The sequence below is a fragment of the Rufibacter sp. LB8 genome (assembly GCF_014876185.1).
Classification (GTDB): Bacteria; Bacteroidota; Bacteroidia; order Cytophagales; family Hymenobacteraceae; genus Nibribacter.
This window is the reverse complement of sequence record NZ_JADALJ010000001.1, coordinates 2,718,643-2,731,440: the sequence shown is the minus strand read 5'-3', so window position 1 is coordinate 2,731,440 and position 12,798 is coordinate 2,718,643. Positions and strand designations below refer to the sequence as shown.

The window sequence follows — 12,798 nt, the reverse complement described above, 5'->3', positions numbered from 1 at the left end:
GGTGTTCATTCTCTAGCACCTGGGAAGCGCTAAATGTTTCATAGCTGACAAGGGCCACTGCCACTCTCCAAGTCCCTCCCATGCTCCGGGCACATCGCCTTCCGGCGACCCTCCGCAAGGTCGGTCGGTTATTGTATTTGTTGTTGGAGCCGCTACATAAACTTCCTCGCCCTTCAGGGCCGGAGGAAGAATGGGTTCGATATTGACTTTTGCTGAAATCAATAGACCCGTGCTTTAGCTCGGGGTTCTGTATTGCAACATTCCGTTTTCAGGCTCATTTCTTAAAACGAAGCCAAAAACAGAAAAATCCCCTCCTGTTCTAGAAGGGGTTAGGGGTGGGGCAACAAGAAAAAAAGCAGCGGTTATTTCTGCAGGGAATAGGTGCGTTCCTGCTTGCCTAGTTGGTAAATGGCCTTCACGAAACCGGCTTCGGGGTGAACCCAATAAGTGATTTTCACCTGCCCGATGGGGCTTTCATCCTGGGCTACCAGTTTTCGGCATTGGGCGTGTTGCTGCTTGCCTATGGACAGGTCTTCATTGCCCATGTAGGTGATGTTTCTTCTGATGGCATACGACTTGCCCGGGTGCAGGGTGCCTTTGGTCAGGCCGGTGACCAGTTTGGTGCGCGGCGTGCCAGGCTCCATGACCCAGTCCACTTCCAGGGGAAGCGTGTATTGCACAAAGTCTTGGGGAGAGAGCGGTGGCAAGCCCAGGGAATAAGCGTGCTCGTCGGTGGTGATGGCGGCGCCCAGCGTGTCAGGGGAGGCCGACATCTGCCAGTGACCGGCCAGTGGTAAGCTGGCGTGAGGGGCCGAGTTGTCCAGGTTCTGCTCCTCTACTTTCTGGGATGGAGAACCAGCCATTTGCAAGGTGATTTGCTGCGTAGGCAGGTCTTTGCCCAAAGAGTCTTTGCCGGTGAGTACATACTGGTACTGAAAACCTGGCTTAAAAAGAACCAGTGAAGCGTCTTTGTTGGTGGTCTCTGCGTCTTTTTTGGCGCTACAGCTGGCCGTCCACAGGCCAAGGGCCAACAGAAGCATGAGCGGCAGGTAAGCGTAGCGGCGAGAAATGTTCTTTTTTCGTACTATCAAAAATCAAAATTTAAATAAGCGTCGGGCCGGCGAAGATAGAAGGCCCGCGTGGTATAGTCAGGTAACGTAGCCAACCCAAAAACGGAGGTTGGGCTTACACTAAATAAGGGCAAAATAAGTCAATTGCCCAATGATAGGCTCAACTTATTTATTTTATAACCGCAATTTCCTGAAAAAGGTTAAGCTTTTATCTATAAAATGAAAGAATTAACCTAAAGGTAACATGGTTGCTCTGCTACACAAACGGATATCTACTTTCTGGCGGGCAGTACCTCTGCTACCCTGTTCCGTTTTCGGCCTCATTTCTGGAAATGAGGCCGAAAACGGAAATCTCTGAATTGGCCTAGCGGCACGGTTGGGTAGGCTAGAAGGCCGCCACTTTTGGCGGAAGGCAAAATACATGGGCGAAAGGTGAAAAAGCCAAAGACTCGCCAGAGACCCAGAAAAAAAATCGCCACCAGAAATTAATCTGATGGCGATTTTTGCATTAGGTTTCCGGTTGCCCGAAATCATAGATTTAACTAGAACACGCGGCCTTGGGCTTTGGCTTTGCGGCCTTTCTTGGGCTCTTCTTTCTTAGGCTCGGCGGTGATGGCCGGAACTTCCACCTTGGCTACCACGGGGGCACCTTCTGGGTCCAGTTCCACCACGTCATAGCCCAATTTCTCCAGGCCTGGCTTGATTGAGGCTTTGTCGCCTACCAGCATAATGCTCATGTTATCAACGGGCAGGTATTTCTTGGCCAGGGCATTGATTTCCTCCTTGGTGATGTTCTGCAGAATCTGGTTTTGCTTGGCCACATAGTCGGCATCCAAGTTGTAGCGCAGCATGTTGTTCAGGAACGCGGCTTTCTGGAACGAAGTCTCGTAGCGGCGGGCATCTGACTGCCCGATGGCGCTCTTCATAAAGGCCAACTCGGCGTCTGTGATTCCTTCTTCTCTGAAGCGCTTGATTTCTTTCATGAACTCCACCACGGAGGCATCAGACGCATCTGACCGCACACCCGCAGAAGCCGTAAACGGACCAGCTTCCTCGGTGCCCGAGAAGCCTGAGCGTGCGCCGTAGGTGTAGCCTTTGTCCTCGCGCAGGTTCAGGTTAATGCGGCTGTTGAAAGCGCCACCTAACACGTAGTTCATCAAAGAGGCTTTATAGTACTCGCCAGTAGCGTCAAACGGAAGGGCCATGTAGCCAATTCTGATTTCTGACTGGGCGGCTTTCTCTTTGTCTACAATAAAGATTTTGGTCTTGTCAAACGCAGTGGTTTTGAAGTCAGCGGGCATGTTCACCGGTTTGGCGGCCCACTTGTTCAGGAACGAAAGCTTCGGCATGATTTGACTTTGCTCTACATCACCCACAATCACCAAGTTGGTCACAGACGGCGAGAAGTAGTTCTGGTAGAATTTCTTCACATCATCTAGGGTGATGTTCTCCACCGTTTTCACCGTGCCCGTTACCGGAATGGCTCTGATGTTGCCTTCGCCGTACAGCATTTTGCTGTACACGTTCTCAGCCACGGCCGTAGCCTGGGTGCTGGTGTTTTTGATGGCCTCTAAGCGTTGTTTCTTCAGGCGGTCAAAGTCAGCGGCGTCAAATTTAGGTTGGAACATGCGCTCCTCCAGTAAGGCCAGCGTGGCATCCAGGTTTTTCACCTGCGATGATACAGAAACGGTCATGCTCTCAGAACCGCTGCCAAAAGAAATGGAAGAACCCAGTTTCTCCAGCTGCGTGCTGATGTCCTCAGCGGAAGTTTTCAGGGAAGACTCGTTCATCAGAGACGCCATCATGGAGGCCACACCGGCTTTTGATGGGTCATGGGCTTCCAGTTTGTGTCCGCCTTGCAGCGTGAACAGCATGGTTACGGTTGGTACTTCATCGCTCTTGGCGCCAATTACTTTAATGCCGTTGGCCATGCTCTGCTTCCAGAACGGCGGAACCGTGATGCTTGGGTTGGCACCGGCGGTTGGTTTCTTGGTGCGGTCAAAGTTATCTGTGGCTTTCACGTACTTCAAACCAGAATACTGGTCGGCGGGCGCTTTGTAACCAGAGGCATCTACCTTAAAGTTGTCGGCTTTGGCAATCAGCTCGGTTTTGCCCTTCGGCACCACGCTTAAGATAACGGCTTTCTTGCCTTTGATGTACTGGTTGTACACGCGCTGCACATCTGCCTTGGTCACGGCTTTTACCGCGGCCAGTTCTTGGGTAATGTAGTTGGGGTTGTTGTTGAAGGTTTGGTAAGCGGCCAGCGTTGAGGTTTTGCCAGAAACGCTGGAAAGACGGCTGATGATACCGGCTTCAGCAGAGGCTTTGTAGCGCTCCAAATCATCATCGGTTACGCCGCGCTTCTCAAATTCTGCCACGGCTTCGCGCAGTTGTTTCTCGGCATCGGCCAGACTCTGCGTAGGCAATACTCTTGCCGACAAGCCGAATTCACCCGCCAGTTCTGAGGTAGAGTGGAAGGCGCCCGCCTGGTTCATTTTCTGGGTTTTCACCAGGTTTTGGTAGATGATGGAGTTTCTGCCGCCGCCAATAATGCGGGAAAGCACATCTAACGCCGGTTCATCTTTGTGGTTGGCCGGTACGGTGGGCAAGGTCATCTGCAACGACGGGAACCGCACGTTGTCTTCATAGGAAATGTAGCGGTCCTGGGTTAATACCGGCGCCGGCAATTTCATGTTCTTCACCTCCGGCCCGCGTGGGATAGAGCCGAAGTATTTCTCAGCGAGCTTCACCACTTGCTCTGGGCTTACGTCACCGCCCACGGTCAAGGTGGCGTTGTTGGGTCCGTACCAGCGCAGGAAGAAGTTCTTCAAGTCATCCACGCCCACACGGTTCAGGTCTTCTAAGTACCCGATCACATCCCAGGAATAGGGGTGGCCTACGGGGTACAAAGCAGCGTAGATTTTCTCTCTTGATTTCCCGTAAGGCACGTTGTCTACGCGTTGGCCACGCTCGTTCTTTACAGTCTCGCGTTGAACCTCAAATTTCTTCTGGGTAACGGCGTCCAGCAAGAAACCCATTCTATCGGCTTCTAACCAAAGCGCGGTCTCTAATTGGTTGCTAGGTAGTGTCTCAAAGTAATTGGTACGGTCACGATTTGTAGTTCCGTTCAAGGTTCCACCAGCTTCAGACACAATCTTAAAGTGTTCCTCGTCAGCTACGTTGTCTGAGCCCTGGAACATCATGTGCTCAAAGAAGTGCGCAAAGCCGGATTTTCCTACTTCCTCGCGGGCCGAGCCTACGTGGTAGGTTACGTCAACGTGTACGATGGGGTCAGAATGGTCTTCGTGCACCACCACGGTCAGGCCGTTGGGCAATTCATATTTTTTGTAAGGAATTACTAATTCACCGGGCTTGCGGGTTACGGTCTCGATTAATCTTGGGCCTTTGGCAGCAGGTGCCGCGGCCGAGGTGGTTTTCTTAGCCGGAGCCGCCTTTTTAGGGGCCTGCGCCTGCGCTTGTGATAGCATGGCCGCCGCTAGCAGCACTGCCAGAGTACTCTTCTTTGACATAGGTAAGCTGTTATGTTTGTGTAGGTTTGGTGAAAGCCGCGCTCTCAGGATAATATTAAGATATTCCTTCCACAATTCCAAGCCCGGAAAGGTTCATAAGCCAATGGTTTTAGTGGATTTGGGGTGGGGTTTGTTGCGGGGTATAGATGGATGTTCCTGCTCCAGGGTATTCTGGCAGTGGCGTTACTTTTTAACTCCTAGTGACAGAACGCCTTTAAAGGTTTGCCCCGCCGCCATGTCCCAGAGAGGTAGGGCCTCCATGGCTGCTTTCACTTTCTCTTTGTAATTATCCTTCACGCCCTCTGGCATCTTGATAGTCTGTATGTGGGTAAATCCGAAGCTATTGATCTCAAACTCCACCTGAATGGGTTGGTCTTTGACGGCTTTGCGGTAACCATTAAAGTCTAGACAGTTGCTAAGGTATTCTTCAAACGCCCCTGCAATCATAAAGGCTGGTAGTTTGCCAGCAGTTGGTTTTACCTCAATGGTGTATTTGCTGGCGTAGCTGCCCGTGATGGCACCAGACGTTGCAGTGTAAATGCTGATAATATGGTGCGGCAAAAGATTGTCCAATTCTGGCATTAGAAACATTTCCTGGTTGAGGGTGGCAGGTATTTCCTTGACTATTTCCCGCGCCAGGGTTTCCATGGCCGCTTGCCGATCGGTGAAAAGTTTCTTGGTCTGGTGTAAAAGTGAATGCACGCGGCCGTCTTTTCTAATGGTCAAAGTGATAGAAGGGTAGTCGCCGGGGTATTGGTAAATGAACGCATCTGCCAAAAATAGTTCTGTATTGCCGCCCTGCGTCGGCTCAGAAACAGGAGCCTTAGTCAATACTTTATAGCCTTTCTGCACAAACCCCTCTTGTAGAATCTCTTCAACCTTGGCTAGGTTAGATAAAACGGTAACGGTGCTTTCTCCTTTGATAGGGTTTACTTTCACTAAAACTACTTTATCCTGCGCTACTGCCTGAAAGGAAAGTAGCAGTAAACTCAATACTTGAAGAAATCTCATGTAAGTGTAATTAAATGTAATGTTGTCTTTTACAGTTTAGAGCTTGTTTAAATTTTGGTTTTGCAGGCGAAAGGTTCATTTGATACCATTTTGCAGCGCAAATGACAAATTTAAACATGCTCTTACTTCACCCGGCTAAACTCCAACTCTGAGAAATGGAAATCTGGGTTGTTGGAATCTAAGCGTAGGTCAGTGATAGAACCGTCTGGGCCGGGCAGGAAGCGGGCTTTGGTAGGCGTGAGCAGCGCGAAATTGTTTTTCCAGGCCAGGTCAAAAATGTCTGCCCGCCAAATGGTGAGTTCACCGCCCAGGGCTGGAGCAGCGGCCAGGTCAAGCACCAGTTTGCCGTTGCGCAAGGTCACGGTGGCGTTGCCGTACAAGGGGCTGTGGTAGGTACCGGTGTATTCCTGCAAATCACGAGTAAGTTTAGCTTTGGTGTTTTTCTCCTTCGGTTTTTTGGCGTCTGTGGCGCGTTGCTGGGCGCGGGCTTTGGCGGCTAGGTCTAGGTTGAAGCGGCTCCAGTCGCGACCGTTTTTGATGCCCAGGAATTGGTCAACGGTGTAGGTGGCAATGGGGGCCATGATGCTGCTCATGCTGTTGGTGAGAATGACAATGCCCAGGTTTTCCTCGGGCACCAGCACGGTGCGGCTGTTCATGCCTTCGTGGCCACCGCCGTGGGCTACAATCTTGCGACCTTGGTAATCATTGAGCATCCAGCCCAGTCCGGCGCCTGAGAAATGCGTGCTGGGGTTTATTTCTGAGGCTTGCGGCGCGATGGGGAAGGAATTGTGCAACGTCCACATCATGTGGCTGCCGGCCTCAGAGAAAAGGCGCTGGCCTTTGTAGGTGCCGCGGTTGAGTTGCAGTTTCAGCCATTGCGCATGTTGGGTTACGCTGGTGAAAATACCGGCGGCGGGGTTCCAGTTATCCCAGGCGGTCAATACAGTAGGAATTGGCTTCCCGTTTTCAGTGGCCGGATGACCGTGCGGCGTAGCAACGTTAGACAGACCTTCCAATTGGTTTACCGACGTGTAGGAACGGGTCATGCCCAACGGTTTAAATATTCGGTCTTGGATGAACTGCTCCCAGGTTTTACCGGAGACGGCTTCTATGACTTCGCCAGCGGCGATGAACATTAAGTTAGAGTAGCCATAGCCGCTCCTGAAGCTGTAGGCTGGTTGCAGATGACGGGCGCGTTCCAGAATTTCCTTTCTACTATAAGTGGTGTTGTACCAGAGCAAATCGCCGCCGTAGGTCTGGAAACCCACGCGGTGGCTGAGCAGGTCTTTGATGTTGAGTTGCTGAGTGACGTACGGGCTGTAGAGTTGCAGATACGGCAGGTATTTGGTCACGGGGTCGTCCCAGTTCAGTTTGCCTTCGTCTACCAACATGGCCAGCGCCGCGGCGGTATAGGCTTTGGTGTTGGAGGCAATCCCGAAGACTGTGTTGGCGTCTACCGTTCCGCCTTTTTGTGCATCCAGCACGCCGTAGCCCTTCGCGAAAATCACCGAATCATTTTTGACGATGGCGATGGCCATGCCCGGCACGTTCCAGTCTTTGAGCGCCTGTTGGTAATAGGTATCCAGCTTCTGTAAATCGGCTTGGCCATGCGCAGGCAAGGTCATCGACCCTAAAAACAACAGCAAAGACAGCAACACAGGCAAACGCAGGCGGAAAAGCGGCAACGGCATAGTTAGAGAATTAGGCTGGCTAAAGGTACACAAAAGCGGGTTTGCGTGAAACAGCGGCAAGGGGCAAAAAACCGACGGTATCGAATAATGCGCTACCTTTGTGATCGCAATTGCTTCGTTCCACAAAAATAAAGTCCGTTTTCGGGCTCATTTCTGGAAACGAAGCCAAAAACAGAAAACCATGGGGCGCATTCTGGCCATTGATTACGGCGTGAAACGGGTAGGACTAGCGGTGACAGACCCGCTGCAGCTCATTGCGTCTGCCCTGGACACGGTGCATGCGCAAGACCTGCTGGTTTTCATTCAAACCTATTGCACCAAAGAAGAGGTAGACGAATTTGTGGTGGGCATGCCCGTGCACTTAGACGGAAACGCCACCAACAACACCCAGCACGTGGTGGGCTTTGTACGGAAGTTGCAGAAACTCTACCCGGGCAAAAAAGTACACACCCATGATGAACGCTTCACCTCGCGCATGGCGTTCCAGACTATGATAGACCTGGGCCTGGGCAAAAAAGCCCGCGCCAACAAAGAAACCGTGGACAAACTCAGCGCCACCATTATTTTACAGAGTTTTTTAGAGAGCAGATCTTACTTATGATTTACCCTATTGTAGCCTACGGCGATCCGGTGCTTCGCACCAAAGCCAACGACATAGCCCTAGACGCCCCCGAGCTGCCCAAGCTCATTGATGACATGTTTGAGACCATGTACCACGCCCACGGCGTTGGCCTGGCCGCGCCGCAGATTGGCAAGAGCGTCCGGCTGTTCGTGATTGACTCCAAGCCATTCATGGACGAGGGCGAAGAAGAAAAAGGCGTGAAAAAAGCGTTTATCAACCCAGTAATCTTAGAGGAATCTGGCGATGAATGGGCGTTTGACGAAGGCTGCCTTTCCATTCCTGGCGTGCGCGAAGAAGTGTGGCGCCAGGAAAACGTCAAAATCAAATACTATGACCTGGACGGTACCGAACACATTGAGGAATTCGATGACGTGACCGCCCGCGTGATTCAGCACGAATACGACCACATTGAAGGCATCCTGTTCACCGACCACCTCTCGGCGCTCAAGAAACGCCTGCTCAAAGGCCGCCTCACCAAAATCTCCAAAGGAGACGTTGACGCCGACTATCGCATGAAGTTCGCAGGGTTGGGGAAACGGTAATCTTGTAGCTGCGCTGGCGAAGTTGAAACCTCACAGGTCTTGGAGACCTGTGAGGTTTTTGTGTTTTAGGGCTCTGTTTGGGAAATGGAGGCGAAAACGGGAAGATTGGTTACTCGTCTATATCTTCGAATATTAATTCGTTTCCTTTCTTATTGATGGTAATTACTCGGTAGGTTGGCGCATAACCCTCACCGTTCGGCTTAAATAAATCCCGCTTATATGTATCTTTAGTTTCGTAATTATGCCGCAGGATTGGGCCTTTGTATCTATTGTCATTACTAGTGTTGTAGGGGAAATTTAAAATATCCTCGTCAGTAGAATCTAAAGTCTTGAAATTAGATGCGCGTTTAATTTCAGTTATTATTCTCGCTTTATCTTTTGAAGATATTTTCAAAGTGAATTTATGGTAGTAATCCCCTATGGCTGACATAGATTTATTATTTAGTAGCGAGAAATCGTCTTTTAAAATGATTTGTTGCTCTTGTAATAATTTTTCAGCGTCTCCTTTAGTAAAAAATTCATCTTCAAAAAAGATATACAGAGCAAGGCAAGCAAAACATAAAAAGACTATTCGTGATAGAGTTTTGCCAAATTTTATATAACCTAGTTTTTTTGGTATCCAATAAGATAGAAATATTAGGATGCTGGGTATCCCAAATAAAACTATTAGGAATATAAAAATGAACATTAAAGTAGTTTGCTTTTGATGAAATTGTTAGGTTTTAAAAAATAAAACCGACTTATATTTTGGTGCTGATTTAGCAAAATGAACCGGAAAACGCAAATTTTCAGATTGGTGGAGACGCTCTACTAACGCAATCTCTTTACTCACTCCACTTCCACCTCAAACAAACTCACTGTAGCGTTTTCATAGTGCGCGGGCAGGCCAACGGTGTTCTCCAGTTTAAACAGCCCCAGAAACGTGAACCCGCACGCGGTGTAATGCTGAATCAGCGGCTTGTTTTCGCCAATGGTGTCTAGCCGCACGTACTTTTTCTTGTGCTGGGCAGCGTACTCTTTCGCCCAGGCCACAATCTTTTGTACTAGTTGTTTGCCGCGGTGGTCTGGGTTGGTGGCAATGCGGTGGATGTAGACGGCCGGGTCTTGGTCACGTTCTTCCCAGATAAGCGGGTCAGAAAATGTAGTGGCCCAAATGCAGATGATTTGCCCGTGTTCATCTAGCAGTTTCCATTGGTGATTTTCCTGTATTTCTTTCAAGATTAGCTGGTGGTCGAAGTCGGGCCAGGTGACCACGTTTTTGGCGCGTTGGTAGGCAGAGGCAGCCTGGTACAAGCGCAGAATCTCGGGGAAATCGTCTAAGGTGCTGTTGACAATCTGCATGATGCTACGTGCTGGATTAGGTTTGCTCGCCGCAAGTAAAACAAAGCGCCGGAGAAATAAAGCCTTAAATGAAAGCCGCGCGACTTTCCGTTTTCGGCTTCATTTCCAGAAACGAGGCCCAAAACAGAAAACCTTCAGCAAATTCAGCTAATTTTAGAAAACAGACCGATGCCCGCAACACGTATAAACCTACCATGCAACGGCCTCTGTTCCTGCTTCTTCTCTTGCTGCTGCAAACGCCACTGGCGTTTGGCTGGGGCTTCTACGCGCACCAGCGCATTAACCGGCAGGCCGTCTTCACCCTACCGCCCGAGATGATCGGTTTCTACAAGCAGCAGCTGCCCTACATCATGGAACAGGCCGTCGCGCCGGACAAACGCCGCTACCTGGTGCCCGAAGAAGGCCCGCGCCATTTCATTGACTTGGATGTTTACGGCGACAGCGCCGCCTACAAACTGCCCCGTTTCTGGGACGAAGCCGTAAAACAATTCACGCTAGACACCCTGCAACGCCACGGCATCGTGCCCTGGCACATCTCACTGGTGCAATACCAGCTTACCGAGGCCTTCAAACAACATGACCAGCAGCGCATCTTAAGACTTTCGGCGGAGTTGGGCCATTACATAGCCGATGCCACCGTGCCCTTGCACACCACTAAAAACTACAACGGCCAGTTCACGGGCCAACGCGGCATTCACGGTCTCTGGGAAAGCCGCCTCCCCGAACTCTGGAGCCAGGACTATGACTTTTTCATCGGCGCACCGCAATACCTGGAGAATCCTGGCAAGACTGCCTGGCAGATTGTGGCCCGGTCGCACGCCGCCTTAGACAGTGTTTTTTCCGTGGAGAAACAACTCACCCAAACCTTTGACGAAGACAAGAAATACAGCCTGGAAGAGCGCGGCGCCACCACCATAAAAGTGTATTCCAGAGATTTCAGCAAGGCCTACCACCGGGGTTTGCACGGGCAGGTAGAACGGCAGATGCGGCTGGCCATTCATTTGGTTTCCAGCTATTGGTACACGGCCTGGGTCAACGCCGGCCAACCCAATTTAAAGAACCTGGCCCCACTCACCGAGCAGCAGAAACGGGAACTGGAACTTCAGAAACCCGTTTTCCAGACCGGCGAACATGACACCAGATGATTTGTTGAAAACGTTTTGGGCTGCGTTTGTGGAAATGAGCAGAAAAACGCATCTTAGAGAAAAGACCGCCGCCGCACCAGAAAACGAGGGCGCGCACGTTAGGAAGAAATCGCGGCAAAAGGCATTTCTGAAAACCCAACGCGCGGCTTTTTTGTTTGAATCCCATTTCCTATTGTTGTACCACTTCCTGTTTTTAGCCTATGAAACGGAAACCTATTTTTGATATCTGCATGATTTCCCTGGGGCTGGTAGTTCTGGTGGTGCATTACGGGCTGGAGAAAAGCGGCTACCAAGGCCAACGTCGCGCAGCCATACGGCAGGAGCAGGCCGCGGCCATGCCTCCTATGGCCGTGTATGAAAAACCTAAACCCATGCTCACCATTCCGGCGGGCTCGCCTTACCAGGATTTAACCCCACCGGTCGGCCAGAAAACAGATCCGTTCCTGCAGGTGGAGAACATTGCCAACGGACCCAGCGGTTTTAACCTAGCCGACAAAGACGCAGACATGCGCGTACTCCTGGACCAGCACAAAGGCAAAGACTACTACTTTATCTTACAGCAGCAGGCCGCCCAGGAAATGCTCAGGCACGGCTTGTTTCAGCAGTACTACCAAGACCCCACAGATAAAAAAGTGCTCCATGCCATCGGGTTTTATGTAGAGCAGCTGCAAGAAGCCAAGTCAGAAGACTCTAAACTGATTTACATGGGGTTGCAGGCGCTGGCCGGTTACTGGCCCAAAGAGAAAATTGCCAGCGTGGCGCAGTCCACGGTCAATCGGTTGGCGCTGAACCAAGCCCTGGCCAACCAAGACACCACCCGCGCCCCTGCGTATTACCAGATGGCGTACGCCCGCGAGCTCAAGAAAATTGGCAATCGGCTTTCCATGGCGGCACACGCAGAATAAAGGTTTTTGCCTATATTTCTGAAATTACCGTGGCCGGTTTCTCCAGATTTTTACCTTGAAGCCGACTAAGAAGTAGTATCTATTTTGATTTACAGGACTTTATGCGAGTTTCGATTTTAAAGAGTGCCTTTTTGATAAGTGGTGTAGTGGCCGTGCTAGGTCTGTCTTCCTGTGAGAAGATGATGCGCGACATGGCCACCAAAGAAACCCAGAACCAGACCGCCAAAAATCAGAATGAGGAGGAAGCCGCCGCCGCGCAGGCCGCCGCCGCCAAACCCAAGGAGCCCGAGTATGAACTCACGTTCCCCAAAGGCGCTAAATACCCCAATCTGGAAACCCTGGCGCAGCAAAACCCCAAGGCGTTGGAACTGATTCCCAACGTGGCGCAGAACTACGCCGGGGCTACCAACTGGGCCGACAAGCACGCCGACATCAATGGCATTCTGCTCCAGAACGAAGACAAAGACTATTACTTTGTGCTGCAGCAACAGGCCGCCAATGAACTGCTGCGCAAAGATCTGTTCACCCATTACCTGCAAGACAACCAGAATAAAATGGTGCTAGACATGATAGGGCAGTACACAGACCACTTGTTGCAAGCCAAGTCTGAAGACTCAGAACTCATGTACAAATGCCTGCGCGCCCTGTCTGGCCACTGGCCGAAAGATAAAATTGTGTCGGCGGCCTTGGTGACGGCGGCCCGGGCGCAGGCACGGCCCATTGCCTCGGCGGCAGACACCACCACGCGCAACGGCAGCTACCGCCAGATCTACGCCCGCGAGCTCAAGAAAATGGGATTGAAGCTGCAGACAAATTCATAGCCTATAAAAGTAACTTTAGGTCGCTATTTTTTGTATTATAGGGGATGGTTACCAGTTGTCTGTTTTTTAACCGTCATGGCAGATGGTATTTAGGCAAGAGAAGCGGTAGATAACAGGGCA

Annotated in this window: 11 protein-coding genes; 5 read left to right on the top strand and 6 right to left on the bottom strand. The window is 50.9% G+C overall.

The genetic code is table 11. From position 1 onward, the window contains the following. Positions 1–362 precede the first annotated feature (362 nt). The 4 genes from IMY23_RS11490 to IMY23_RS11475 form a co-directional block, all read right to left on the bottom strand. The gene (locus tag IMY23_RS11490) at positions 363–1,091 is read right to left on the bottom strand and encodes a hypothetical protein (RefSeq protein WP_192822222.1); all 729 of its coding nucleotides are present in this window, start codon (positions 1,089–1,091) and stop codon (positions 363–365) included. 521 nt (positions 1,092–1,612) lie between these two features. Further along, a complete protein-coding gene (locus IMY23_RS11485) occupies positions 1,613–4,600 on the bottom strand; it encodes a pitrilysin family protein (RefSeq protein ID WP_192822221.1) in 2,988 nt (995 codons plus the stop codon). 183 nt (positions 4,601–4,783) lie between these two features. After that, positions 4,784–5,611 carry a hypothetical protein gene (locus tag IMY23_RS11480; protein ID WP_192822220.1) on the bottom strand — a complete coding sequence of 276 codons (828 nt, stop codon included), beginning with the start codon at positions 5,609–5,611 and terminating at the stop codon, positions 4,784–4,786. Positions 5,612–5,733: 122 nt separating this feature from the next. Then, complete coding sequence (locus tag IMY23_RS11475; RefSeq protein ID WP_192822219.1) at positions 5,734–7,302, bottom strand: serine hydrolase; 1,569 nt, start codon at positions 7,300–7,302, stop codon at positions 5,734–5,736. Positions 7,303–7,483: 181 nt separating this feature from the next. On the opposite strand from IMY23_RS11475, the gene ruvX reads away from it, so the two are divergent. Both ruvX and def read left to right on the top strand, forming a co-directional pair. Then, positions 7,484–7,903 carry a Holliday junction resolvase RuvX gene (ruvX, locus tag IMY23_RS11470; RefSeq protein WP_192822218.1) on the top strand — a complete coding sequence of 140 codons (420 nt, stop codon included), beginning with the start codon at positions 7,484–7,486 and terminating at the stop codon, positions 7,901–7,903. Continuing rightward, the gene (def, locus tag IMY23_RS11465) at positions 7,900–8,466 is read left to right on the top strand and encodes a peptide deformylase (protein WP_192822217.1); all 567 of its coding nucleotides are present in this window, start codon (positions 7,900–7,902) and stop codon (positions 8,464–8,466) included. Before ruvX ends, def begins: the two co-directional genes overlap by 4 nt. A 109-nt stretch (positions 8,467–8,575) precedes the next feature. Here the strand turns inward: def and IMY23_RS11460 are convergent, their stop codons facing one another. After that, a complete protein-coding gene (locus tag IMY23_RS11460; RefSeq protein WP_192822216.1) occupies positions 8,576–9,154 on the bottom strand; it encodes a hypothetical protein in 579 nt (192 codons plus the stop codon). Positions 9,155–9,294: 140 nt separating this feature from the next. Further along, positions 9,295–9,807 carry an N-acetyltransferase gene (locus tag IMY23_RS11455; RefSeq protein ID WP_192822215.1) on the bottom strand — a complete coding sequence of 171 codons (513 nt, stop codon included), beginning with the start codon at positions 9,805–9,807 and terminating at the stop codon, positions 9,295–9,297. Positions 9,808–10,001: 194 nt separating this feature from the next. Between IMY23_RS11455 and IMY23_RS11450 the strand changes: the two genes are divergently transcribed. The 3 genes from IMY23_RS11450 to IMY23_RS11440 all read left to right on the top strand — a co-directional run bounded on the left by IMY23_RS11450 (position 10,002) and on the right by IMY23_RS11440 (position 12,678). Continuing rightward, positions 10,002–10,952 carry a zinc dependent phospholipase C family protein gene (locus IMY23_RS11450; RefSeq protein WP_192822214.1) on the top strand — a complete coding sequence of 317 codons (951 nt, stop codon included), beginning with the start codon at positions 10,002–10,004 and terminating at the stop codon, positions 10,950–10,952. Positions 10,953–11,152: 200 nt separating this feature from the next. Then, on the top strand, positions 11,153–11,857 hold the full coding sequence (locus tag IMY23_RS11445; protein WP_192822213.1) for a hypothetical protein: 705 nt from the start codon (positions 11,153–11,155) through the stop codon (positions 11,855–11,857). Between the two features lie 131 nt (positions 11,858–11,988). After that, positions 11,989–12,678: a hypothetical protein gene (locus tag IMY23_RS11440; protein WP_192822212.1), complete on the top strand. Its 690-nt coding sequence runs from the start codon at positions 11,989–11,991 to the stop codon at positions 12,676–12,678. Positions 12,679–12,798: the final 120 nt, after the last annotated feature.

Bases quoted from the DNA above. Each gene is read 5' to 3' on its own strand.
- IMY23_RS11460 (WP_192822216.1), bottom strand. From the start codon at position 9,154: ATGTTCATTTTTATATTCCTAATAGTTTTATTTGGGATACCCAGCATC.
- IMY23_RS11455 (WP_192822215.1), bottom strand. From the start codon at position 9,807: ATGCAGATTGTCAACAGCACCTTAGACGATTTCCCCGAGATTCTGCGC.
- IMY23_RS11480 (WP_192822220.1), bottom strand. From the start codon at position 5,611: ATGAGATTTCTTCAAGTATTGAGTTTACTGCTACTTTCCTTTCAGGCA.
- IMY23_RS11475 (WP_192822219.1), bottom strand. From the start codon at position 7,302: ATGCCGTTGCCGCTTTTCCGCCTGCGTTTGCCTGTGTTGCTGTCTTTG.
- IMY23_RS11445 (WP_192822213.1), top strand. From the start codon at position 11,153: ATGAAACGGAAACCTATTTTTGATATCTGCATGATTTCCCTGGGGCTG.
- ruvX (WP_192822218.1), top strand. From the start codon at position 7,484: ATGGGGCGCATTCTGGCCATTGATTACGGCGTGAAACGGGTAGGACTA.
- def (WP_192822217.1), top strand. From the start codon at position 7,900: ATGATTTACCCTATTGTAGCCTACGGCGATCCGGTGCTTCGCACCAAA.
- IMY23_RS11450 (WP_192822214.1), top strand. From the start codon at position 10,002: ATGCAACGGCCTCTGTTCCTGCTTCTTCTCTTGCTGCTGCAAACGCCA.
- IMY23_RS11485 (WP_192822221.1), bottom strand. From the start codon at position 4,600: ATGTCAAAGAAGAGTACTCTGGCAGTGCTGCTAGCGGCGGCCATGCTA.